Origin of the sequence: Vibrio rotiferianus, from assembly GCF_002214395.1 — a bacterium.
Classification (GTDB): domain Bacteria; phylum Pseudomonadota; class Gammaproteobacteria; order Enterobacterales; family Vibrionaceae; genus Vibrio; species Vibrio rotiferianus.
In genome coordinates this window covers 367,706-392,183 of the sequence record NZ_CP018312.1, presented here as the reverse complement: position 1 = coordinate 392,183, position 24,478 = coordinate 367,706, and the positions used below count along the sequence as shown (strand labels likewise).

The window sequence follows — 24,478 nt, the reverse complement described above, 5'->3', positions numbered from 1 at the left end:
AATTTTGGAGATTAGAATCCAGGATCCCAGTCAACTTCGATCCGTTGAGCTTCGCGATCAACTTTGATGATCACTTGCTCTTCAAGGAACGGGATTAATCGTTCCTTCTGCCCGAAAGCATCTTTAAGATTTGCTTTAACAACCAGAACATCGTTTGAGCCAGTTTCTAGAATGTCAGATACGACACCTAGATCGTAACCTTTAGTGGTTACTACTTGCATCCCAAACAATTCACGCCAGTAGAACTCATCTTCTGACAATTCAGGAAGTACCGCAGGGTCAATAGCAATTTCAAAGTTTGTCATTAGATGCGCGTCTTCACGAATATCTAGACCTTCCAGCTTAGCCACCATACCTTTGTTATGGCGCTTCCAGCTTTCTACTTTGTACTCAACCCACGTACCCTTTTGGTTAATAAACCAAGGGCTGTAATCGAAAATGCTTTCAGCATTGTCTGTGTAGGAAAAAACTTTAAGCCAACCTCGAATGCCGTAAGTAGCACCAAACTTGCCTACAACAATCTTTTCGTTGCTCATTGTTTCTTTACCTTTCATCGACATAAACTAGTTTCTACTTCTTAAGTAAAAAATTAAGCCGCTTTTTGAGCGTCTTTAACTAGCTTAGCAACGCGGTCAGATAGAGACGCGCCTTGACCAACCCAGTGGTTAACGCGGTCTAGGTCTAGACGTAGACCTTCTTCTTGACCTTGTGCAGTTGGGTTAAAGAAACCAACTTTCTCGATGAAACGGCCAGTTGCAGCGTTGCGGCTGTCCGCTACTACGATTTGATAAAATGGACGCTTCTTAGCGCCGTGACGTGCCAAACGAATGGTTACCATGTCGTCCTCTTTGCTTTCTCAAAAATAAAATTAACCCCAATAATCATCCATAAAACTGAACAATCTGGGGTCTCGTGCCAAAATAAAGCTCCGGAATTTTACTCTTCTCCCGGAGCAATGCAAGGGATTTAGTTACTTTTTCACCAACATAAATTGAAATTCAAGTTTGTGATGTAGCTAACACCCTGAAACTAAAGTCTAGGCAATCGTTTAACGACCGAATGGATTGAAGCCACCGCCTCCACCCATACCGCCCATCATGCCTTGCATGTTACGCATCATGCCTTTCATGCCGCCCTTTTGCATCTTCTTCATCATCTTCTGCATCTGGGTGAACTGTTTCAGTAGACGGTTAACATCTTGAACCTGAACACCAGAACCCGCAGCGATACGCTTCTTGCGCGAACCTTTGATGATTTCAGGGCGTTGACGCTCTTTCATCGTCATTGAGCTGATGATCGCTTCCATTTGCTTGAACATCTTGTCATCGACTTTGTCTTTCACGTCAGATGGTAGCTGAGACATACCTGGTAGCTTGTCTAGCATGCCCATCATGCCACCCATGTTCTGCATCTGACCTAGCTGTTCACGGAAGTCTTCAAGGTCGAAGCCTTTCTTCTCTTTGAACTTCTTCGCTAGCTTCTCTGCTTTGTCTTGGTCAACATTGCGTTGTAGGTCTTCAATCAGTGACAGTACGTCACCCATGCCTAGAATACGCGATGCAACACGATCAGGGTGGAAAGGTTCTAGTGCGTCGGTCTTTTCACCCACACCTAGGAATTTGATTGGTTTACCCGTGATATGGCGAACCGATAGCGCCGCACCACCACGTGCATCACCATCCACTTTAGTCAGAATCACACCAGTTAGCGGTAGCGCATCACCGAATGCTTTTGCTGTGTTCGCCGCATCTTGACCTGTCATTGCATCAACAACGAACAGCGTCTCAACTGGGTTAATCGCAGAGTGAAGATCTTTAATCTCACCCATCATTTCTTCATCGATAGCCAAACGACCCGCGGTATCGACAATCAATACGTCGTAGAATTTCTTCTTCGCGTGGTCAATTGCTGCGTTAGCAATATCAAGTGGCTTTTGATCTGGTGAAGATGGGAAGAAGTCGACACCGATGTCTGATGCTAGGGTTTCTAGCTGTTTGATCGCCGCAGGACGGTAAACGTCGGCAGACACAACCAAGACTTTCTTCTTATCGCGCTCTTTCAGAAGCTTAGATAGCTTACCTACCGATGTGGTTTTACCCGCACCTTGTAGACCTGCCATCAAAAGTACTGCTGGCGGCTGTGCGGCTAGGTTAAGCGCTTCGTTAGACTCACCCATTACCGCTTCAAGCTCAGCTTGAACGATCTTGATGAATTCTTGGCCCGGCGTTAGGGATTTAGAAACTTCTACGCCAACCGCTTTTTCTTTAACGCGGTTTACAAATTCACGTACAACAGGAAGCGCAACGTCCGCTTCCAATAGTGCCATGCGTACTTCACGTAGGGTTTCTTTAATGTTGTCTTCGGTCAGACGACCTTTGCCACTGATATTCTTCAGCGTTTTGGATAATCGATCCGTTAAATTCTCAAACATCTTTGTCTCTTCGCTAAAAATGGCGATTAATTAGTGTGAGTATACCTTAGCCAACGTCACAGTCATACCCGTTGCGCCTCTCTATTCCTATATCGTGAGTTAACTTGTTAATTTCAATATCTCATCTCTCATGATTGATGAAAGATCTACCGTAGCCCCAAAGAGTAATGCAAGGTATAATTTTAACCATTGTGCACAATCACCTTTAGGATTCATGGATAGCTTAATTGCCATCGCAGCCGCCATTCTTTACGTTTTGGCAATTGCGACCATCATACCTGGACTCTCTCAGCAGTCCGGAATCAAAGCGAAAACAGTACTTGTCAGTGCGGCATGTGCGCTCTTTTTCCACGCTTGGATTCTGAGTGACCTCATTTTTGACGGTTCAGGTCAAAACCTCAGTATTCTTAATGTCGCCTCTCTGATCAGCTTTATTATCTCACTGGTGATGAGCGTAGCGATGCTCAAGAATCGTTTGTGGTTTCTTCTTCCTGTGGTTTATAGCTTTGCTGCCATCAATTTAAGTGCTGCTACTTTCTTACCAAGCACCTTTATTAAGCATTTAGAAAACGACCCTAAGCTACTTATCCATATTTCTTTTGCGTTGTTCTCCTATGCCACTTTAACCATTGGTGCGCTTTACGCACTGCAATTGGCGTGGCTCGACCACAAGCTAAAAGCGAAGAAGTCGTTAGCAATCAACCCGAATTTACCACCTTTAATGATGGTTGAGCGCCAGCTATTCAAAATTATCTTGATTGGTAACTTACTGCTTACTGGAACCTTATTGACCGGTTTCGTTTTCGTACAAGACATGTTTGCTCAGGGTAAAGCCCATAAAGGCATTCTTTCATTCATCGCTTGGGTGGTGTACTCGATTCTACTTTGGGGACACTACCAGAAAGGCTGGCGCGGTAAGAAGGTCACGTGGTTTGCAGTGGCGGGTGCGACATTGTTAACCTTGGCCTACTTCGGCAGTCGCTTCGTGAAAGAGATCATTTTAAGTTGATGTTCTCCATCTATAAAATTGCAATTAATAAGGAGCCTTGGGCTCCTTATCCTTTATATTGATGGGCAAATAAAATAGAGTACCCCTTATTACATTGACTTAATGACCAAGCTCGGTCATAAATTAACCAAACACATACAAGGAACAGCAGCGTTTTGGACGACATATCTACGGGTATCTTATTTGCGCTACTCGCGTGTCTTATCGTCATATCAGGTTACTTCTCCGGTTCAGAAACAGGGATGATGTCTTTGAACCGCTACCGCTTAAAGCACTTAGCCAACAATGGGCATAAAGGGGCGAAGCGAGTCGAAAAACTACTAGACCGCCCAGATCGCCTGATTGGTCTCATCCTTATCGGCAACAACCTCGTGAATATTCTAGCCTCTGCCATCGCAACCATTCTTGGTATGCGTTTGTACGGCGATTTAGGTGTCGCGATAGCAACAGGTGCACTCACCATGGTTGTTCTGGTGTTCGCCGAAGTCACACCGAAAACCATCGCATCGCTTTATCCTGAGCGCGTTTCTTACGCGAGTAGTATCCTCCTTACAATCCTGATGAAGATACTGTCGCCACTGGTGATGTTGGTGAACTTCATTACCAATGGTTTTATCCGCTTGATTGGCGTAAAAGCCGATCACAACACCGAAGACCACTTAAGTTCGGAAGAGCTACGTACCGTGGTAAATGAAGCGGGTGGCCTTATTCCTCGTCGTCACCAAGACATGCTGGTTTCGATACTGGATCTGGAGCACGTCACCGTGAACGACATCATGGTGCCACGTAATGAGATCACAGGTATCGACATCAATGACGATTGGAAGTCTATCGTCCGTCAGCTGACTCACTCTCCACATGGTCGCATTGTGTTGTATCGCGATCAGATTGATGAAGTCGTTGGTATGCTGCGTCTACGTGAATCATACCGTTTGATGTTAGAGAAAAACGAATTCAACAAAGAGACATTATTGCGTGCTGCCGATGAGGTGTACTACATCCCTGAAGGTACACCACTCAACGTTCAAATGTTGAAGTTCCAACGCAACAAGCAACGCATCGGTTTGATTGTTGATGAGTATGGTGATATCAACGGCTTAGTCACATTAGAAGATATCCTAGAAGAGATTATTGGTGAATTTACCACTTCTATTACACCAAGCTTGTCAGAAGAGATTACGCCACAAGGAGATGGTAGCTTCTTGATTGAAGGCAGCGCGAATGTCCGTGATATTAATAAAGGCTTAAAGTGGAAACTGCCAACCGATGGACCACGTACCTTGAACGGCCTGATTCTGGAGCATTTAGAAGATATTCCGGAGAGCCATTTAAGTGTGCAAGTTGCAGGGCATCCAATGGAAATTGTCGAGATTGAAGAAAACCGCATCAAGCTAGTGAAAGTATATCCAAAGCTGAAAAAGAGCAGTTAACAGCACCACTTCAAATATTCCAATAAAAAAAAGAGCCTGATATTGTCAGGCTCTTTTTTAATTATCTAAACTCAACGCTAAGTTAGTCGATACGTAGCTCTTTCAGCATTGACTCTGGCAATGCCAATTCATCATTCTTATTTAGCGCCACGCCCGCTTCTAGAATGTTCTTTGCGATTTGCTTCGCTTCATCCAGAGAGTGCATCGCTGCTGTACCACATTGGTACTCATTCAGCTCAGGGATCTTGTTTTGACTTTCCACTTTCAATACATCCTCCATCGCCGCAATCCAAGCGTCCGCCACTTGCTGCTCTGAAGGCGTACCAATCAAGCTCATGTAGAAACCGGTACGGCAACCCATTGGTGAAATATCAATGATCTCAACGCTCTCACCATTTAGGTGATTACGCATAAAGCCTGCGTACAAGTGCTCTAGAGTGTGAATCCCCTTTTCAGAAAGGATGTCTTTGTTTGGTGCGGTGAAGCGCAGATCGAAGACCGTGATGGTATCTCCTTTTGGCGTTTGCATCGTTTTCGCCACACGAACTGCTGGTGCATGCATACGTGTGTGGTCTACGGTAAAACTGTCTAATAAAGGCATTACATCTCTCCTGATTGTAACCACCAATACTTACAAGTATTGGTCTTAATTAATGTTCATTTTCCCCATCGTTGGGGTTAAAAGAACCAGCTGCTGTTGTCTTCTAATTCCTGACGACATTGCTTCAGCTGCCAGCCATAAGTCTTCGCAGTTTGTTCGACTCGCCTAGCGACCTTGACCAAACTTGGTTTGCTCTTGTAAGTTCCGCGTTTATAGCCACCGCGTCCTTCATGATATGCAAGGTACTGGTTGTACGGATCCCACAGCGAAACGCCTAATTGGCGACGAGTTTCGTGAGTATACCAACCGACAAACATCATTGAATCATCAAAGTTGGTGCGTGAACCACCTTGTCCCGTCGCTTTTTGAAAATCTTCCCAAGCAGGGTCTTGAGCTTGAGCATAGCCGTATGCGCTGCTAACACGCCCCCATGGAATAAAACCGAGAACATAGTCTTTAGGTGGACGAGCATCATGGCGAAAGCTACTTTCTTGCTTAATGATCGCCATCGCTACGTTGATAGGCGTGCCCCACTCTTCTTCCATATCTTTGGCATCTTCATACCAACCGGATTTTTCTCGGAATATTTCACATAGATTGTCTTGTTGCTTAGGGGGCGCAGTCGCACAACCGGCTAACATCACGCTCCCGAATACAGACACCACTAACGGCTTAATGTTCAATCCCTGCCCTTACTGCTAGTTATTGTTTTAAGTAAGCAAAGTAATCTTCTAAGAAGTCATCGAACGACAAAGTATCGCTTTGCTCTGCTTGTATTTGTTTCTCTACCGATGTTGCAACTTCCGTTTCCATTGCGTCAGCTGAATATTGCTCATAACTGTGTGCTAGGTTTTCTTCGCGGAATTTCATGCCTAGCGCACACCCCACTTTACCTAAACCGCCATGCTCTTTGGTCAGCTCAAGCAGTTGGCCAGAAATAGTCAGCTCTGGTTCATCAATCCAAGATTCTAGTTTGTCACAAACCGCTTGGTACGCATTACCACCAGCCGCAGTATCCATTTCAACCGCAATCTGACGAAGATCAGCGAACACACGGTGTGCCCAATCCTGCAAAGATAAGCGCTCACCTTGGCAACCGATTTGCAGCATCAAGCCTTTCTCACGACCAGACACAATCACCTTGTTCCAGTTATCACGCCAGCATTCAAGCTCACAGTTGTCCATTGGATCAGACTCTGAAAGTGCTGCCCAAGTTAGGAACAAATCGAGGAAGCGAACTTGCTCTTCACTTACACCAATCGCACTGAATGGGTTGACATCTAGCGAACGTACTTCGATGTATTCCACGCCACCACGTTTAAGAGCTTCCGAAGGTTTCTCACCATTTTTAGCTACACGTTTTGGACGAATTGGGGCGTACAGTTCGTTTTCAATTTGCAAGATGTTCGAGTTAAGTTGACGATATTCTCCATCGACTTTTACACCAATCTCGGCAAACTGTTCCGATGGATGACGAATCGCATCATCTAAACCATCAAGATACTGTTCGATGGTGTTAAAGCCAATCTTAAGCACACTTTGCGCACTGTTGGTGTAACCGAGATCACTTAGACGCAGAGAGGTCGCTTTTGGTAGATAAAGCGTACCGCCAATCTGCTCAAATGGCAGTTCGGTTTCACGCCCTTGGATAAATGAGCCACACAGCGCTGGAGATGCACCAAAGAAATACGGGATCATCCAACCAAAGCGGTAGTAGTTACGAATCAGCGCAAAGTACGCGTCTGATTTTGTCTCTTGGCGTGCTTCTTCATCTTGTTCGCCATACAAAGCATCCCAGAATGATTCAGGGAAAGAGAAGTTAAAATGCACACCAGAAATAATTTGCATCAAGCTACCATAACGACGCTTTAGACCTTCACGGTAGAGCGTTTTCATTTTGGCTGAGTTCGATGAGCCATACTGCGCTAGCTGAATGTCGTCCTCGGTGCCCACGTAGCACGGCATTGAAAGTGGCCACATTTTCTCTTCACCCATTTTGGTTTGAGTGAAGTGATGGATGTCTTTCAATTGTCCCATCAGTTCAGGAATGTCATGCGATACTGGAGTAATAAATTCCAGTAGAGATTCTGAAAAGTCGGTCGTGATCCATTTGTTTGTGAACGCTGAGCCCAAACCCTCTGGGTGAGGTGTTGTAGCTAAATGGCCATCCTGACGATAGCGCAAAGTTTCTCGCTCAACACCGCGTCCAAACTGCTTAAATACTTCTGGGTTTGATGCAACTTGTTTTAGTCGCGCAGCAAAATCAGTCAAAATGAGGTTCGCTTATATTGGGAGCAGGACACTCGCCAAGCGTGGCAAGTGAAAGCTAAGTTATTGATATATAATCCATCTAGATAAATAACCCATCAAAAAGTCATTTATCTAGTTAGAAACGAATAGCGGAGAGTCTCCTCTCCGCTATTAAATGTGTACTCTATCGAATGATTTCAAGCTCTTCCACGTCTTTCCCTAACTTTTCTAGTTGAGGGCGAAGGGATTTCGCATCCCCGACAACGACTATCTGATAGTCATTCGGGTCGAACCATTTTTCAGCTAGAGCGTTGAGCGTCTGTTTATCGACAGTCTCAACAATAGCGTTGCGTTGCTGTAAGTAATCTTTATCTAGGTTGTATTTCAAAATATCACTGATGAGTTTGCCTTTCTGTGTTGGCGTCTCGTATTTCAGTGCATCTTTTTGACCGACTGCTTGGCGCATAAATTTCAATTCATCGTCAGTCATGCCCGATTGTGAGAACTCGTTCAACTCATTCTCCATCTCGATGATAGACGCAACAGTCGAATCCGCACGCACTTGAGCAGTAAATACAACAGAGCCTGTTTCTACATTACCGGAGAAATAACCATAGGCGCCATAGGTGTAACCTTTGTCTTCACGAAGGTTTTGGTTGATACGGCTATTAAAGTTTCCAGACAAGTTAAAGTTTGCTAGCTGACCCAAGTAGAAATCACCTGTTGCATCATAAGGCATTCCTTGACGAACCATCATGATGACACTTTGCGGTGCGCCTGGCTTATCCACTAAATGTACTTTTTGTGAACCTAATGGCGCGATAGCTTGTGGCGCATACAAGGGAGCAGCTTCGTCTTCCCAGTTCGCCCAGAAAGCAAGTTGTTTCTCGACATCTTCTTTGCTGATATCACCAACGGCTACAATCTGTGCACTTTGTGGCGTGTAGTGTTTCGTATAGAAGTCACGTACATCATCTAGGGTCAACGCTTGAAGCCCTGCCTTAGTCCCATCTTTTGGACGAGCAAAAACAGAGTCTCCATACAACACTTGACGGCTCGCTTGCGACGCCATCCAGCTTGGCTTCTGATGCTCGTACACTAACCCTTCCAGCGCTTGAGCTTTAACACGTTCAAAGTCTACTTGCTTGAATGCCGGCGATAACAACATCTCCTCGACAATCTTCAACGTCGGTGCAAGGTTTCTTTCTAGAGCAGAAACACGGATGTTCGTGGTATAACCCGTTGCCCCAACAGAAATTACACTGCCAAGCTTGTCTAATTCCGCTTGAATTTCTTCGGCTGAATGCTGAGTCGTGCCTTCTTGTAACATTGCAGCAGTTAGCTGAGCCAAGCCTTCTTTACCTTCCTGAACAAAGCGCGTACCTGCAGGCAAGCTAAACTGCATAGTGACCGTCGGCGTTTCACTGCTTACGGTACCAAGCAACTCAGAACCGTTCTTGAAGTGAATGTCGTATAGCTTCGGCATTGTCGCTTCTACAGGGTTACCAACTGGTGGCTGAACTGAACGATCGAAGTTATCCGTTGCTCGTCGGTAAGCCAATTGGTCTTCTGTGATCTTTTCATATTCTGGCAAAGTGCGCTTTGGTGTCACGAACGTCGCTGGTTTTACCGCAAGCTCGGTCTTACCGCGTGGCACAACGCTCAGCGTTACCTTATTCTTACCTTGAATGAAGTCGCTATAAGCCTTCTCCACAGACTCAGGCGTCACCGCACGTAACTGTTTCAGCTGCTGTTCAATCAGATCCGGTTTACCAAAGAAAGTTTGGTTAGACGCCAATTGCGTTACTTTGCCTTTGACACTCTCTAGAGCAAAAATCGCGTCTGCTTCAGTTTTTCCTTTAAGTTGCTCAAGACGGTCTTTGGTTACCCCATCTTTGGCAAATTTATCCAGCGACGCCATAAGCTCATCGTAAAGCTTGGTGAGGTCGCCTTTATCACCAGAATCTCCCATCGCGTAGACATAGAAATTACACGACAGCTCTGCGCAGTCATGGAATGACCCTGCATCGACTGCTTTCTGGGTTTTAACTAAGTCTTGATAAAGCACACTGTTAGTGCCACTACCGATCACGCTTGATAGTGTATCAAGTGATGCTTGTTTGGCTTCGCCGCTGTAAGTGGTCGGCCATGCAACCATGACCATTGGCTGTTGAATACGATCTTCTAAGGTAATGTACTTACTTTCTACTAGCTTAGCCGGCTGCTTCGGTGCGTTTTCAACTTCTAGACCTCTAGGGATCGAACCGAAGTATTTGTTCACCCATTCCAGTGTTTGTTCTACATCGATATCACCACCAATGGTCAATACTGCATTGTTTGGACCATACCAACGAAGGAAGAACGCTTTCAGATCATTCACATCAACACGATCGAGATCTTCAACATAGCCGATAGTTTGCCATGAATAAGGGTGACCTTCTGGGTACAGCGCTTCTGCCATGCGCTCCCAAATCAAGCCATAAGGACGATTATCGTAATTCTGGGCGCGTTCGTTTTTCACTGTAGAACGCTGAATCTCAAATTTCTGCTGTGATACCGCATCCAACAAAAAGCCCATACGATCCGACTCTAACCACAGCATTTTTTCTAGCTGGTTAGCCGGAACGGTTTCGAAATAATTAGTACGATCACGGTTCGTGGTGCCATTAAGTGTGCCCCCCGCCTCTGTGATGATCTTGAAGTGCTGTTGGTCACCCACGTTCTCAGAGCCTTGGAACATCATGTGCTCAAAGAAGTGTGCAAAACCTGATTTACCAATTTCTTCACGTGCCGAACCAACATGGTAAGTCACATCTACGTGCACCAATGGATCGGAATCTTCAGGTGCCAGAATCACCGTCAGGCCATTATCAAGTTGATACTTCTGGTATGGTATTTTAACTTTGCCTTCTTCCGCTTTCGATGACTCAACAAACGTCACCCCATCAGGCAATGATGAAACAGGGGCATTTGATGCACAGCCCGTGATCACTAGCAGTGAACACGCACTTACCCAAAACATTCTCATGCGCTTTCCTTAAAATAAACCGAGATAGATGGCGGCCAACAAGCTGTACCTTGCGGCTTTGCCTAAAAATATAAGAACTAAGCAAGGCAGAAATTTCATCCTTAACCATCCTGCCGCTAAACATAGCGGATCACCAATCACTGGCAACCAGCTGAAAAACAATCCCCAATACCCATATTTGGATAACCACTTCAATGCGGTATGACCGTGTTTCTCATCTTGGGTTTTATTTGGAATCCACAACCCCAACCAATAGTTGGTGAGACCGCCAAGGGTATTACCAATGGTAGCAACAATAATGATGGAAGAAACTGAGTACTGGTTTAACGATAAGGTCGCAATCAATCCAGCTTCAGAGCCACCCGGTAATAAGGTAGCACTGAGAAACCCCGTCATGAATAGCACCCATAATGCGGAGTCAGAAAACCATAATGCTAAGTTTTCAAAGGCAGCATTAAATGCCTCTAACATGTCATATCAAGCAAGATCTTGCCTCGAGTCCTTCCCGACTCAACTTGTTTGTGAGCTTCAACAACCTCATTCATCGGATAGACGTGTTGTACTTCGGTTTTCAACAACCCAACCCCAACCATGTAGAGCAAGGTATCAAGTTGCTCGCGATCGGGTTTCACCAACATACCACTCGCTTCGAAACCTAGTAGCTTGGCTTTTTCACAAATCAACTCTGCAGTAATAGTAGGAACGGTGATCACTCGAGCATTATCCGTCAGGCATTTGAGGGCATCCAAGGCTGCATCGCCACCGACGAGATCAATCAAAACATCGACATCTTCAACACGTTCTGACACTGGGGCAAATTGATAGTTCACTGCATGTGCGCCGAGTGTAGCGAGGTAGTCTAAATTTCGTCCACTACATGTAGTAAACACTTCCGCCTTCGTCGCCACTGCAATTTGTACCGCTAGATGCCCAACGCCACCTGCCCCCGCTAAAATCAGCACGCGATCACCTTCAGTGACATTTGCCTTACTCAGCGCTTGAGCGGCAGTTTGTCCAGCCAACGGGAGCACGGCTGCTGCTTCCAACGTAACCGTATTTGGCACATGGCTAAGTTCAGACTCAGGAACACAAACGTATTGGCTATAACCGCCACCGCGGACTGGAAAACCAATAAACCCAGCGACCTCATCCCCTTCAGTAAAGCGTGACGCCCCTTCTCCGCATGACACCACTTTGCCAGAGATATCATAGCCAGGCACCCAAGGTAAGTTATCTTTGTTCTGAGCGGCCGCCCAGCCAAGCCCTGCGCGTGTTTTGACATCAATAGGATTGACACCAGAATAGGCCACTTTAACGAGAACTTCACCCGCCTGAGGAGTTGGTGTGGATGTGGTTTGAGTCGCAAGGACTTCTGCGTCGCCGAATTCGGTAATAACTATCTGTTCGTGTTCCATAACCCATTCCCTGAGAGAAAACAAAAAGGGATGCAAAAAGCATCCCTTTGACTATAAACCATTTTGTTTGCCGAAGTTAATCGCCAATTTGTAAATTGGTTGATAATTCTCTGTCACAGATTATCAACCACGTTATTTAAAGACCTACCTAGCCCACGAGCGCGAGCAAGATACCCGCCGCCACTGCTGAACCAAGGACACCGGCTACATTTGGTCCCATTGCGTGCATCAATAGGAAGTTTTGTGGATTCGCTTCTAAACCAACCTTATTCACAACACGCGCCGCCATTGGTACAGCAGAAACACCTGCTGCGCCAATAAGTGGGTTGATGTCCTCTTTCGAGAATTTGTTTAGGAGCTTCGCCATTAGAACACCTGCACCAGTACCGATGCTGAATGCCACTGCACCGAGCCCTAAAATACCTAGCGTTTCTAGATTCAAGAACTGCTCAGCTTGTAGCTTGGAACCAACACCAAGACCTAAGAAGATGGTCACAATGTTGATCAGTTCGTTTTGAGCAGTTTTCGACAAGCGATCCACCACACCAGCTTCACGCATCAAGTTACCCAAACAGAACATACCAACCAGAGGTGTCGCCGAAGGTAGGAACAGAATCGTCATCAGTAATACCGCAAGTGGGAAGAGTACTTTCTCCCACTTACCAACATGACGAAGTTGAGCCATCTTGATTTGACGTTCTTCTTTGGTGGTTAGAGCTTTCATGATTGGTGGCTGGATAATTGGAACCAATGCCATGTAACTGTATGCGGCAACTGCAATCGCACCAAGTAAATCCGGAGAGAGCTTACTCGCCAAGAAGATAGCAGTTGGCCCATCCGCACCACCGATGATCGCGATAGACGATGCATCCGCCATGGAGAACTCCATACCCGGAACATAGTTAAGCAATATCGCACCAAATAACGTCGCGAAAATACCAAACTGCGCAGCAGCGCCTAACCACAAGGTTTTCGGGTTCGCAATCAAAGCACCAAAATCGGTCATCGCACCTACGCCCATGAAGATCAGCAGCGGGAACACGCCCGATTCGATCCCAATGTAGTAAACGTAGTACAGCAAACCGCCTGGCTCAGTAAAGCCAGCATTTGGAATGTTTGCCAAGATGGCACCAAAACCAATTGGTAATAACAGTAAGGGCTCAAAGCCTTTTTTGATCGCCAAAAACAGCAAGGTACAACCAACCAACATCATACAGATTTGGCCGAACTCAAAGTTAGCGATCCCTGTTTCTGACCATAGGGTCATCAATCCGTCCATGATGCTCCCTTACGTCAAACTCAGCAATGGTGAACCAACGGTAACGGCATCACCTTCTTTCACGTTAAGCTCTTGCACAATACCGCCACGCGCTGCACGAACTTCGGTTTCCATCTTCATCGCTTCTAGGATCAAAAGAACATCACCTTCAGCGACTTCAGCGCCTGGTTGAACGTTAACTTTAAAGATGTTACCTGCAAGAGGTGCAGGAACCGCTTCAGCGGCACTGTTAACAGGAGCGCTTGGCGCTGCAGGTTGAACAGGTGCAGCTGCCCCACTCGGCGTTACCGATGTTAATTGCCCCTGAGGACCAACTTCGACCTCATAAACTTGCCCATCAACTCGCACGCTGTAGGTTTCAACGCCACCAGCTGATGCTTGTACTACAGGTGCAGCGACAGGTTTCGCCGCTTCTAACGTTGGTGCCGGCTCAAACGCGTCTGGGTTACCGCGGTTTTTCAGGAATTTCAGACCGACTTGAGGGAATAGCGCGTAAGTCAGTACGTCATCAACACGCTCACTCGCTAGCTTAATACCTTCAGACTGCGCTTTCTCCATCAAATCAACCGTTAGGGTTTCCATTTCTGACTCAAGCAAGTCTGCAGGACGACAGGTGATCGCTTCTTTGCCATCAAGCACTTTTGCTTGAAGCTCTGCATTCACTGGCGCAGGCGCAGAGCCGTATTCACCTTTTAAAACACCAGCGGTTTCTTTGGTGATGCTCTTATAGCGCTCACCTGTCAGCACGTTGATCACCGCTTGAGTACCAACGATCTGAGACGTCGGTGTCACCAACGGAATGAAGCCAAGATCTTCACGTACACGAGGAATCTCTTCCAGTACTTCATCAATACGATCCGCAGCGCCTTGCTCTTTTAGCTGACCTTCCATATTCGTCAGCATGCCTCCAGGAACCTGAGCGATCAGGATGCGCGAATCCACGCCTTTTAGCTGACCTTCCCACTTAGCGTATTTCTTACGTACTTCACGGAAGTAAGCGGCAATAGGCTCAATTTGGTCCAGTTTAAGATTAGTATCACGCTCTGTACCTTGCAGCATAGCAACCACTGTCTCCGTTGGCGTGTGACCGTATGTGCAGCTCATTGAAGAGATCGCAGTATCAAGGATATCGATACCCGCTTCTACAGCTTTCACAGCAGTCGCCGTAGAAAGACCCGTAGTTGCATGGCAGTGAAGCGCTAAAGGCACGTCACAAGACGCTTTGATGCGCGTGATCAGCTCTTCTGCTTCGTACGGCTTAAGTAAGCCAGACATATCCTTGATACATAGAGAGTGACAACCTAAGTCTTCAAGACGTTTAGCAAGATCGACCCAAGTATCCGCGTTATGTACCGGACTGGTGGTGTAAGACAAGGTTCCTTGCGCATGAGCACCAACATCCACCGTAGCTTTTACTGCTTTTTGGAAATTTCGAACATCGTTCATTGCATCAAAAATACGAAACACATCCATACCATTGGCGTGAGCACGTTCAACAAACTTCTCTACTACATCGTCAGCGTAATGGCGGTATCCTAAAAGGTTTTGACCACGTAGTAACATTTGCATTGGTGTATTTGGCATCGCTTTTTTTAGTTCGCGTAAGCGCTCCCATGGGTCTTCTCCCAAAAAGCGGATACACGAGTCAAACGTTGCGCCACCCCAGGTCTCTAATGACCAGTAACCAACCTTATCTAACTCAGCTGCGATAGGCAGCATATCTTCGATACGCATACGCGTAGCAAACAGGGATTGATGGGCGTCACGAAGGACCACATCAGTGATAGCTAGTGGTTTAGACATGCTCTTAAACTCCTTTTTAATCCTATTTTCGGCTACTTCGCGACAGAGGCGCGATGTTTATGAATCGCAGCCGAAATCGCTGCCACTACGTGTGGACTAACAGCTGAAGAGGTTGATTGAACGTTAGTATTTGTTTTCGGTGCTGCGATCGGCGCTGGTACTTCTTCTGGTACCAATTTGGACATCAGCCGAACGAGATAAACTAGAATGGTGAGGAAAATAAATACGACCGCCATCCCTGTTAACATCAGGGTGGCCGCATCTACTAGCAGGCTTCCTATATTCGTCATGTTGCTTCCTTTCTTTGTCATCCTGACAATGCGCAGGACTGTAATAGCGTCAAATCCCGACCAATGGATTATCTCGATTGGTTAAATTTTGTCAATTTTGTTTAAGGAAGCTTTTAAATAATCTCTAATATTGATTATTTATTCACTACTCAGATCACAAATTGCACGAAAATTCACTTCGCTTGTGGGATCGCTCAACATATAACCACACTAAATTAAAGTGTTTGTAAAAACTGCGATTAGGATTTAAAAATGAAAAGAGTCTTAAGGAAGAAAGTAAAATAAAAACAGAAAGATAGATCAAGTTAACATAACAAAAACACTGTATTAACAATAACGAAACACAAGTATTTTCATCAATGTTTGGTTAGGTTTATCTGCCTTTGCATGCTCGCCAAGCTGAAGATCGCTTAAGTAGAAGCTTCAAGGTGACTATTTAAGCGAAACAATATAGAGGCTCAATGAGACAAGAATCATAAACTGACGATAGGATTTGGCGCGAGAGATGGCTGTGAATAAGCGAAGGACGCGCCATTTCACAACCAAACACCAGATACAAAAAAGCCTCGCATTAAGCGAGGCTTTTTTAAAGAGTGGCGCGTCCTGGAGGATTCGAACCTCCGACCGCCTGGTTCGTAGCCAGGTACTCTATCCAGCTGAGCTAAGGACGCACGGTTTTCGATATCGGTATTACCAATATCAGGAGTTCACAAAGAAACCCTAAAGAGTGGCGCGTCCTGGAGGATTCGAACCTCCGACCGCCTGGTTCGTAGCCAGGTACTCTATCCAGCTGAGCTAAGGACGCGCAGTTTTCGATATCAGTATTACCAATATCAGGAGTTCACAAAGGAAACCCTAAAGAGTGGCGCGTCCTGGAGGATTCGAACCTCCGACCGCCTGGTTCGTAGCCAGGTACTCTATCCAGCTGAGCTAAGGACGCGCAGTTTTCGATATCGGTATTACCAATATCAGGAGTTCACTAAGGAAACCCTAAAGAGTGGCGCGTCCTGGAGGATTCGAACCTCCGACCGCCTGGTTCGTAGCCAGGTACTCTATCCAGCTGAGCTAAGGACGCGCAGTTTTCGATATCGGTATTACCAATATCAGGAGTTCACTAAGGAAACCCTAAAGAGTGGCGCGTCCTGGAGGATTCGAACCTCCGACCGCCTGGTTCGTAGCCAGGTACTCTATCCAGCTGAGCTAAGGACGCGCAGTTTTCGATATCGGTATTACCAATATCAGGAGTTCACTAAGGAAACCCTAAAGAGTGGCGCGTCCTGGAGGATTCGAACCTCCGACCGCCTGGTTCGTAGCCAGGTACTCTATCCAGCTGAGCTAAGGACGCGCAATAATCTTTATTTTACTTTGTATAACCCGTTTATCAAACGAATTATTAAATAGTGGCGCGTCCTGGAGGATTCGAACCTCCGACCGCCTGGTTCGTAGCCAGGTACTCTATCCAGCTGAGCTAAGGACGCGCAGTTCTTCTTGCTAAGAAGTTGTGAAGCAAATCACACTAGTTTCTTACGAAACAAAAAAAAGGCCATCGGGCCAGTCAATGAATGGCGGTGAAGGAGGGATTCGAACCCTCGATACGGGATAAACCGTATACTCCCTTAGCAGGGGAGCGCCTTCAGCCTCTCGGCCACCTCACCGTTTTCATTGTTATATCTCAAAAGAGATATGGCGCGTCCTGGAGGATTCGAACCTCCGACCGCCTGGTTCGTAGCCAGGTACTCTATCCAGCTGAGCTAAGGACGCACTTTTTGTTGATAAATCAACGTTGCAAGAATGGCGGTGAAGGAGGGATTCGAACCCTCGATACGGGATAAACCGTATACTCCCTTAGCAGGGGAGCGCCTTCAGCCTCTCGGCCACCTCACCGTCTTGCGGAGGCACATATTACGTTTTACCGAAAATATGTCAAACACTTTCTTTGAAAAAAAACGCAAAAATCGCTTAACCGATGCGGATTTAATCAAAGTGATTATTAAACAAACTTTACCACCCTATTATGATGAAAAAAAGAGAGTCTTCTCTTAAAAAATGACATTTATTAGAAACTAAAAAGGCTAGCCTATCGGCTAGCCTTTTTCATTCAAACTAAGCTCTGTAAACAGGAGCGGCTTAGTAGTTACCTGAAGCAACGTTGCCATTGCCTTTTTCAGCTTGAATGCGCATGTAGATTTCTTCACGGTGAACAGAAACCTCTTTCGGAGCGTTAACGCCGATACGTACTTGGTTACCTTTAACACCTAGTACAGTTACAGTTACTTCATCACCAATCATAAGTGTTTCGCCTACGCGGCGAGTCAAAATTAGCATTCTTTGCTCCTTGAGTAATCTCTAAATTTTCTTGCTACAAAGCTATTATCCAACAAAAGTTATATTTTCGTAAACTACCTTGTTACCGAAAATTAGCCCAAAAAGGCATGTTTTTGCTGAATGTTCAATGGTTCACTAGATGTAACGTAAGCATCATGAAGAATATTTGCTGCTGCATCCACACATTCAGGTGGTAAGACTAGCATCATAGTGAGTGCATTCGTTGAGCAGAAGTTGGTCGTAATATCTTGCTGTGCCAACAATTCACAGGCATGGTCAACCATTCCATTGGCTTCTAGCCCCACAGCGGTCAACAGGCTTACAAGTTCACTATTACGGATTTTATCGCGGAACACCAGATCCAACTTGGCACATGCATCTTGTTTTATCATGATACCTGTTCGTTCTGCTTCCTCGATCACATTCCAAATGTCTATACCTAACATCTGACATTGCTTTGTAATGCTAGACAAATGTTCGTTATCGACTTCAATCATGGCAAGGTCACGTTGAATGGCTATACCAGAGACGGCTTTTAAGCCTGACTCTCCTTTTACCAGACTGCCTTCGTTCACATCAAATGTCGAAAGCACACGCAGTGGCACATTATTCTTCCATGCAAACTGCACAGAAGGGAGATGCAACACTTTCGCTCCACGGCTGGCCATTGCTTCCATCGAAGGGAAATCAATCACCGCCATTTTTTGAGCGTTTTTTACTACACGCGGATCACAAGTATAAATACCATCAACGTCGGTAAAGATTTGACACTCATCAGCGCTTAATGCACCAGCTAATGTCACTGCGCTCGTATCTGAGCCACCTCGACCTAATGTGGTGATATCCCCATTTTCATTCACACCTTGGAAGCCTGCCACGATAACGATTTGATCTTGTTGAAGTAAATCCATAATCGTAGAAGTATCAATGTGTTTAATCGTCGCGTCATTGTGTTGATTATCCGTCACAATGTTCGCTTGTGCTCCGGTAAGTGAGCGAGCAGCATAACCCAATTTATTGAGAGTCATTGCCAATAGTGCCATCGACACTTGCTCACCAGCAGAGAGCAAAACATCAAGTTCTCGAGCCGTTGGAACGCTATCTACTTGCTTAGCGAGATCCATTAGTCGGTTTGTTTCGCCTGACATCGCAGACACAACAACGACAACTTGATTACCATCATTTTTCGCCTTAATGATGTGTTCAGCTACCTGGTGGATTCTTTCAATTGAACCCACTGAGGTTCCGCCAAACTTTTGCACGATAAGGGGCTTTTTCACCAGTCTTCACCTTCCCAAGACCAAAGTCTCATTCGGACCACTCATATTCTACTAGTTGAAAATTATATAAGCGGTAGTTACAACAAAAACCAAGCAGCGTAAATGACCTGGTTAAAATACGGTCAATTAAACCACTTGGTTACCATAAAAAAATTACGCCCAATCAAAGAACATTGATTGAGCGTAAATTGTGTTTTAAATAATTATAGGCGTTCTTCTAGCCAAGGCTGTACAGACTGAATCGCCGCAGGTAGTGCCGCAACATCGGTACCACCTGCTTGAGCCATATCTGGGCGACCACCGCCTTTACCGCCTACTTGCTCAGCAACCATCTTAACTAAGTCACCTGCTTTCACTTTGCCGATAAGGTCTTTGGTTACACCTGCAATCAGACCGATCTTGTCATCGTTTACGTTAGCAAGAAGGATAACGCCGCTACCTACTTGGTTTTTGATGTCATCAACCATAGTACGTAGGTTCTTGTTATCTGCGCCTTCTAGAGCTGCGATCAGTACTTTAGTACCATTGATATCCTGAACTTTACCCATGATGTTTGCACTTTCTGCTGCAGCCATCTTGTCTTTCAGTTTTTGGATTTCTTTCTCTAGAGATTTCGCTTTCTGTGCTGATTCAGCCAGTTTCTCTTCGTACTTAGCCGCTTGAGCTTCGATTGCGTCTAGCGCACCTTCACCCGTTACTGCTTCGATACGGCGGATACCTGCTGCGATACCACCTTCAGATGTGATCTTGAATAGACCGATGTCACCAGTGCTTGAAGCGTGGATACCACCACAAAGTTCAGTAGAGAAATCGCCCATAGACAGTACACGTACTTCGTCGTCGTACTTCTCACCGAACAATGCCATTGCGCCTTTCTTCTTCGCAGACTCAATGTCCATCACGTTGGTTTCAACCTTGTGGTTACGGCGAATTTGCGCGTTCACTAGACGCTCAACTTCTTTCAGCTCTGCAGCCGTTACCGCTTCTAGGTGAGAAAAGTCGAAACGTAGGCTATCTGGTTTCACTAGTGAACCTTTCTGCGTTACGTGCTCACCAAGAAGTTGGCGTAGCGCAGCATGCAGCAAGTGCGTCGCTGAGTGATTCAGAGAGATAGCGGCACGACGCTCGGCGTCAACGATAGTTGCTACTTCGTCACCTTTCGCTAGAACGCCTTCTGCCATTACACCGTGGTGTGCGATTGCGTTGCCTAGTTTCTGAGTGTCTTCAACACGGAATACACCAGACTCAGTGCGGATTTCACCAGCGTCACCACATTGACCGCCTGACTCAGCGTAGAATGGTGTCTCACCAAGTACGATGATTGCTTTGTCGCCTGCAGATAGCGATTCTACTTCGTTACCTTCAACGAACATCGCTGCTACAGAGCTAGAGCCTTTAGTGCCTGTGTAACCACAGAATTCTGTTTGCGTATCAACTTTGATTGCTGCGTTGTAATCAGTACCGAAGTTACCTGCTTCACGTGCACGTTGACGCTGCTCTTCCATCGCTTTCTCGAAACCTTCTTCGTCGATAGCGAACTCACGCTCACGTGCAACGTCGTTAGTTAAGTCAGCTGGGAAGCCGTAAGTGTCGTAAAGTTTGAATACGGTTTCGCCGTCTAGCACTTTACCGTCTAGGTTATCTAGCGCTTCGTTTAGAATCGCCATACCACGCTCAAGTGTACGACCGAAGTTTTCTTCTTCGATACGCAATACTTTTTCAACCACAGCTTGTTGACGCTTTAGCTCTTCACCAGCCGTACCCATGATGTCTGCTAGTACACCAACCAACTTGTGGAAGAATGCACCTTGTGCGCCTAGCTTGTTACCGTGACGAACTGCACGACGGATGATACGACGTAGCACGTAACCACGACCTTCGTTTGAAGGCATTACGCCATCAACGATCAGGAATGAACATGAACGGATGTGGTCTGCGATAACGCGTAGCGATTGGTTCGATAGGTCTTCGTAACCGATCACTTCAGCGGCTGCTTTGATTAGAGCTTGGAATACATCAATTTCGTAGTTTGAGTGAACGCCTTGCATGATTGCAGAGATACGCTCGATACCCATACCTGTATCTACCGATGGTTTTGGTAGCGGTTCCATAGTGCCGTCTGCGTGACGGTTGAACTGCATGAATACGTTGTTCCAGATCTCGATGAAACGGTCACCATCTTCTTCAGGCGTGCCAGGACGGCCACCCCAGATGTGCTCACCGTGATCGTAGAAAATTTCAGTACATGGACCACAAGGGCCAGTGTCACCCATTTGCCAGAAGTTATCTGACTCGTATGGTTTACCACCTTTCTTGTCGCCAATGCGGATAATGCGGTCTGCTGGAACGCCTACTTTTTTGTTCCAGATATCGAATGCTTCGTCGTCTGTCTCGTAAACTGTTACAAGTAGACGGTCTGCTGGCAGCTTAAGGGTTTCTGTTAGGAATTCCCATGCGAAAGAAATTGCGTCTTCCTTGAAGTAGTCACCAAAGCTGAAGTTACCTAGCATTTCAAAGAAAGTGTGGTGACGAGCTGTAAAGCCAACGTTTTCCAGGTCGTTGTGTTTACCACCAGCACGTACACAACGTTGAGCCGTAGTCGCTCGAGTGTAGGCTCGTTTTTCTAAGCCTAAGAAACAATCTTTAAATTGGTTCATACCCGCGTTTGTGAACAGCAGGGTTGGGTCGTTATGTGGAACTAACGATGAACTTTCTACGATTTGGTGTCCTTTGCTCTCAAAGAACTTGAGGAACGCGTTACGAACCTCATCAGTGCTCATGTACATGCAGCTCTTCCTGAAAATAGTCGAGTTAGAATTTTGCCGTATTGTAGATCATGCAATCAGCTACGACTAGTTTTCTTGCGGAAAAGAGGCATTAGAAGAAAAAATTTAAGGTAAAACAAAAATCAACGTGAGTCATTCACTATGAATCTTCGTCCTCGAAGCTCAGCGCGTAGCTGATTTGGTCAAAACTGTAGCCACGATATTGCAGAAATCGCACCTGTTTAGCGTACTCTTTCTGGTCTTTGGCTTTAATTCCTTTGAATTTCTTCTCAGCAGCCATTCTTGCCAGTTCAAACCAGTCTTGTGGCTCTTCTGCCATCGCCATATCAATGATGGATTCTGCAACACGCTTTTGGTTCAATTCTTGACGAATGCGGCGCTCACCGTGACCTTTGTAAACATGCTGGCGCACTTGGCTTTTTGCATAACGCAGATCATCCAAATAATTATGGTCGAGACAAAAATTAATGGCCGCTTCGATGTCTGCTTCTTCATAACCTTTTAGAGCTAACTTTTGGTATAACTCGTATTGCCCATGATCTCGACGGCTTAATAATTGGATAGCCGCTTCTTTGCTGGATAAGGTCGGCGCTTGACGCTTTTGGTACATGGTGATCCTAAAACTATTTTTGCTGTACGGGCTCTATAACAATCGTAGTAAACAACCGCTCACTCTAGCGTACTGACGCGCTAGTTCTGATCGCTTACCTACTCTAATTGATATTAATCTGCCCTTTGTTTTTTCGGTTTTGATTTCAGCAGATACAACAAAGCCCCGCATAGCAGGGCTTTGTTCAATATGATTCAATCAGAAGATTAAAACTCTTCTTCTTGCTCTGATTTTTCACCCGATTCTGGTGCTTCAGGTAGTGCTGGTGAAAGTAGCATTTCACGCAGTTTAGCATCGATAGTCTTACCGATTTCTGGGTTTTCGCGTAGGTAGTTACAAGCGTTTGCTTTACCTTGGCCGATCTTGTCGCCTTGGTAGCTGTACCATGCACCCGCTTTTTCAACTAGCTTGTGCTTCACGCCTAGGTCAATCAGTTCACCTTCACGGTTGAAACCTTGGCCGTACATGATTTGCGTGTTTGCTTCTTTAAACGGTGCAGCAATCTTGTTCTTAACAACTTTGATGCGCGTTTCGTTACCTACTACTTCGTCACCTTCTTTGATTGCGCCAGTACGACGAATATCTAGGCGAACAGAAGCGTAGAACTTAAGTGCGTTACCACCCGTTGTTGTTTCTGGGTTACCAAACATTACACCAATCTTCATACGGATTTGGTTGATGAAGATACACATACAGTTAGATTGCTTTAGGTTACCCGTTAGCTTACGCATCGCTTGAGAAAGCATACGTGCTTGAAGACCCATGTGGCTGTCGCCCATCTCGCCTTCGATTTCTGCTTTTGGTGTTAGAGCCGCAACTGAGTCGACAACCATAACGTCGATAGCACCAGAACGTGCAAGTGCGTCACAGATCTCTAGCGCTTGCTCACCTGTGTCTGGCTGAGAAACCAACAGTGCATCGATATCAACGCCAAGTTTCTTAGCGTATACAGGATCTAGAGCGTGCTCTGCATCGATAAACGCACAAGTTTTACCTTCACGTTGTGCAGCTGCGATAAGCTCAAGAGTTAGCGTTGTTTTACCTGAAGATTCTGGACCGTAGATTTCTACGATACGACCCATTGGTAGACCACCAGCACCCAAAGCGATATCAAGAGAAAGAGAACCCGTTGAGATGGTTTCTACATCCATTGCGCGGTTATCACCAAGGCGCATGATAGAGCCTTTACCGAATTGCTTTTCAATTTGACCTAGCGCAGCGGCGAGCGCTTTCTGTTTGTTCTCGTCCATTACTTTCTCCGGTTTATTCATCTTCTTTGGGCGACGAATAGTAATTCATTTTTCTTAAGCAGAAGAACTGCTCAGCAATGAAAGTTATTATACTGTTGATTCATACAGTGTCTATACCTGTATGAAAAAAATTTGACTGACCTAATGCCGTGATTTGCTCTAGCCCTTATCAACGCTGGGCTAAAACAATTTGAGAAATTCTAGAGTAGATGTTGATGCAATTGAGTCAGTGCGTGCTCGACCGCTTTTTTGCGGACCTCCGCACGGTCACCCGTGAAATGCATGGTTTCTACTTGCTGCCAACTTTGGTTATCAGCAAAAGCAAAACAGACCGTACCAACAGGTTTCTCTTCACTGCCTCCTCCCGGTCCCGCAATACCACTGATGGATACGCCGATGGTGGCATTTGAGTTTTTGATTGCGCCCTGCACCATTTCAATCACAACCGGCTCGCTCACTGCACCATGCGCTTCTAATGTTGAAGCTTGCACACCAAGCATCTCCATTTTAGCGTCATTACTGTAAGTAACGAACGCGCGATCAAGCCACGCTGAACTACCAGCAATGTCAGTAATGGCGGTTGCAACACCACCACCCGTGCATGATTCTGCCGTCGCTAAAACATGTCCGTGCTTAGCCAATAACACGCCTAAATCGGCACTCAATTTTGTTGCTCTTTCCATAGCCAAAA

20 protein-coding genes and 10 tRNA genes are annotated in these 24,478 nt (G+C 45.9%); 2 read left to right on the top strand and 28 right to left on the bottom strand.

Annotation, left to right across the window (positions count from 1 at the left end; genetic code table 11):
• Nucleotides 1–11: 11 nt before the first annotated feature.
• From rimM to ffh, 3 genes are all read right to left on the bottom strand, one after another.
• Nucleotides 12–560, bottom strand: coding sequence for a ribosome maturation factor RimM (gene rimM / locus BSZ04_RS10960; protein WP_005438038.1), 549 nt, complete (start codon nucleotides 558–560; stop codon nucleotides 12–14).
• 29 nt (nucleotides 561–589) lie between these two features.
• Nucleotides 590–838, bottom strand: a complete 249-nt coding sequence (gene rpsP, locus BSZ04_RS10955) for a 30S ribosomal protein S16 (protein ID WP_004410028.1) — start codon at nucleotides 836–838, stop codon at nucleotides 590–592.
• A 210-nt stretch (nucleotides 839–1,048) separates the two neighbouring features.
• A complete protein-coding gene (ffh, locus tag BSZ04_RS10950) occupies nucleotides 1,049–2,431 on the bottom strand; it encodes a signal recognition particle protein (protein ID WP_005446242.1) in 1,383 nt (460 codons plus the stop codon).
• A 214-nt stretch (nucleotides 2,432–2,645) separates the two neighbouring features.
• On the opposite strand from ffh, the gene BSZ04_RS10945 reads away from it, so the two are divergent.
• Complete coding sequence (locus BSZ04_RS10945) at nucleotides 2,646–3,440, top strand: cytochrome C assembly family protein (RefSeq protein WP_010450206.1); 795 nt, start codon at nucleotides 2,646–2,648, stop codon at nucleotides 3,438–3,440.
• 155 nt (nucleotides 3,441–3,595) lie between these two features.
• Nucleotides 3,596–4,870, top strand: coding sequence for an HlyC/CorC family transporter (locus BSZ04_RS10940; protein WP_010450209.1), 1,275 nt, complete (start codon nucleotides 3,596–3,598; stop codon nucleotides 4,868–4,870).
• 82 nt (nucleotides 4,871–4,952) lie between these two features.
• On the opposite strand, the gene luxS is transcribed toward BSZ04_RS10940, so the two are convergent.
• The 25 genes from luxS to pncC form a co-directional block, all read right to left on the bottom strand.
• Nucleotides 4,953–5,471, bottom strand: coding sequence for an S-ribosylhomocysteine lyase (luxS, locus tag BSZ04_RS10935; protein ID WP_088880387.1), 519 nt, complete (start codon nucleotides 5,469–5,471; stop codon nucleotides 4,953–4,955).
• A gap of 77 nt (nucleotides 5,472–5,548) precedes the next feature.
• Nucleotides 5,549–6,154, bottom strand: a complete 606-nt coding sequence (locus BSZ04_RS10930; RefSeq protein WP_029561033.1) for a transglycosylase SLT domain-containing protein — start codon at nucleotides 6,152–6,154, stop codon at nucleotides 5,549–5,551.
• A gap of 19 nt (nucleotides 6,155–6,173) precedes the next feature.
• On the bottom strand, nucleotides 6,174–7,742 hold the full coding sequence (gene gshA / locus BSZ04_RS10925) for a glutamate--cysteine ligase (RefSeq protein ID WP_088880386.1): 1,569 nt from the start codon (nucleotides 7,740–7,742) through the stop codon (nucleotides 6,174–6,176).
• Between the two features lie 163 nt (nucleotides 7,743–7,905).
• Entirely contained in the window at nucleotides 7,906–10,749 is a 2,844-nt protein-coding gene (locus tag BSZ04_RS10920; protein WP_088880385.1) for a M16 family metallopeptidase, read from the bottom strand.
• 9 nt (nucleotides 10,750–10,758) lie between these two features.
• Nucleotides 10,759–11,220 (bottom strand): YqaA family protein, encoded by a 462-nt coding sequence (locus BSZ04_RS10915; protein WP_010450219.1) that lies wholly within the window; start codon nucleotides 11,218–11,220, stop codon nucleotides 10,759–10,761.
• Nucleotides 11,214–12,164, bottom strand: coding sequence for an NADP-dependent oxidoreductase (locus BSZ04_RS10910; RefSeq protein ID WP_071235299.1), 951 nt, complete (start codon nucleotides 12,162–12,164; stop codon nucleotides 11,214–11,216). Before BSZ04_RS10910 ends, BSZ04_RS10915 begins: the two co-directional genes overlap by 7 nt.
• A gap of 148 nt (nucleotides 12,165–12,312) precedes the next feature.
• A complete protein-coding gene (locus BSZ04_RS10905) occupies nucleotides 12,313–13,443 on the bottom strand; it encodes a sodium ion-translocating decarboxylase subunit beta (protein ID WP_010450222.1) in 1,131 nt (376 codons plus the stop codon).
• Nucleotides 13,444–13,452: 9 nt separating this feature from the next.
• Nucleotides 13,453–15,246: a sodium-extruding oxaloacetate decarboxylase subunit alpha gene (gene oadA / locus BSZ04_RS10900; RefSeq protein WP_088880384.1), complete on the bottom strand. Its 1,794-nt coding sequence runs from the start codon at nucleotides 15,244–15,246 to the stop codon at nucleotides 13,453–13,455.
• A 32-nt stretch (nucleotides 15,247–15,278) separates the two neighbouring features.
• Nucleotides 15,279–15,536 carry an oxaloacetate decarboxylase subunit gamma gene (locus tag BSZ04_RS10895; protein ID WP_010450226.1) on the bottom strand — a complete coding sequence of 86 codons (258 nt, stop codon included), beginning with the start codon at nucleotides 15,534–15,536 and terminating at the stop codon, nucleotides 15,279–15,281.
• A gap of 594 nt (nucleotides 15,537–16,130) precedes the next feature.
• Nucleotides 16,131–16,207: transfer RNA gene (locus tag BSZ04_RS10890), tRNA-Arg, on the bottom strand.
• 57 nt (nucleotides 16,208–16,264) lie between these two features.
• Nucleotides 16,265–16,341, bottom strand: a tRNA-Arg gene (locus tag BSZ04_RS10885).
• Between the two features lie 58 nt (nucleotides 16,342–16,399).
• Nucleotides 16,400–16,476: transfer RNA gene (locus tag BSZ04_RS10880), tRNA-Arg, on the bottom strand.
• 58 nt (nucleotides 16,477–16,534) lie between these two features.
• Nucleotides 16,535–16,611, bottom strand: a tRNA-Arg gene (locus tag BSZ04_RS10875).
• Between the two features lie 58 nt (nucleotides 16,612–16,669).
• Nucleotides 16,670–16,746, bottom strand: a tRNA-Arg gene (locus BSZ04_RS10870).
• A gap of 58 nt (nucleotides 16,747–16,804) precedes the next feature.
• Nucleotides 16,805–16,881 (bottom strand) — tRNA-Arg (locus BSZ04_RS10865).
• Nucleotides 16,882–16,937: 56 nt separating this feature from the next.
• Nucleotides 16,938–17,014: transfer RNA gene (locus BSZ04_RS10860), tRNA-Arg, on the bottom strand.
• An 85-nt stretch (nucleotides 17,015–17,099) separates the two neighbouring features.
• Nucleotides 17,100–17,191: transfer RNA gene (locus BSZ04_RS10855), tRNA-Ser, on the bottom strand.
• Nucleotides 17,192–17,220: 29 nt separating this feature from the next.
• Nucleotides 17,221–17,297: transfer RNA gene (locus BSZ04_RS10850), tRNA-Arg, on the bottom strand.
• A 31-nt stretch (nucleotides 17,298–17,328) separates the two neighbouring features.
• Nucleotides 17,329–17,420, bottom strand: a tRNA-Ser gene (locus BSZ04_RS10845).
• A 243-nt stretch (nucleotides 17,421–17,663) separates the two neighbouring features.
• Complete coding sequence (gene csrA / locus BSZ04_RS10840; protein ID WP_004415691.1) at nucleotides 17,664–17,861, bottom strand: carbon storage regulator CsrA; 198 nt, start codon at nucleotides 17,859–17,861, stop codon at nucleotides 17,664–17,666.
• Nucleotides 17,862–17,953: 92 nt separating this feature from the next.
• Entirely contained in the window at nucleotides 17,954–19,141 is a 1,188-nt protein-coding gene (locus BSZ04_RS10835; protein WP_045392069.1) for an aspartate kinase, read from the bottom strand.
• A 203-nt stretch (nucleotides 19,142–19,344) separates the two neighbouring features.
• Nucleotides 19,345–21,927 (bottom strand): alanine--tRNA ligase, encoded by a 2,583-nt coding sequence (alaS, locus tag BSZ04_RS10830; protein WP_088880383.1) that lies wholly within the window; start codon nucleotides 21,925–21,927, stop codon nucleotides 19,345–19,347.
• A gap of 139 nt (nucleotides 21,928–22,066) precedes the next feature.
• On the bottom strand, nucleotides 22,067–22,537 hold the full coding sequence (recX, locus tag BSZ04_RS10825; protein ID WP_088880382.1) for a recombination regulator RecX: 471 nt from the start codon (nucleotides 22,535–22,537) through the stop codon (nucleotides 22,067–22,069).
• A 206-nt stretch (nucleotides 22,538–22,743) separates the two neighbouring features.
• Nucleotides 22,744–23,787: a recombinase RecA gene (recA, locus tag BSZ04_RS10820; RefSeq protein ID WP_005425359.1), complete on the bottom strand. Its 1,044-nt coding sequence runs from the start codon at nucleotides 23,785–23,787 to the stop codon at nucleotides 22,744–22,746.
• A 200-nt stretch (nucleotides 23,788–23,987) separates the two neighbouring features.
• On the bottom strand, nucleotides 23,988–24,470 hold the full coding sequence (pncC, locus tag BSZ04_RS10815; RefSeq protein WP_071235297.1) for a nicotinamide-nucleotide amidase: 483 nt from the start codon (nucleotides 24,468–24,470) through the stop codon (nucleotides 23,988–23,990).
• Between the last annotated feature and the right edge of the window lie 8 nt (nucleotides 24,471–24,478).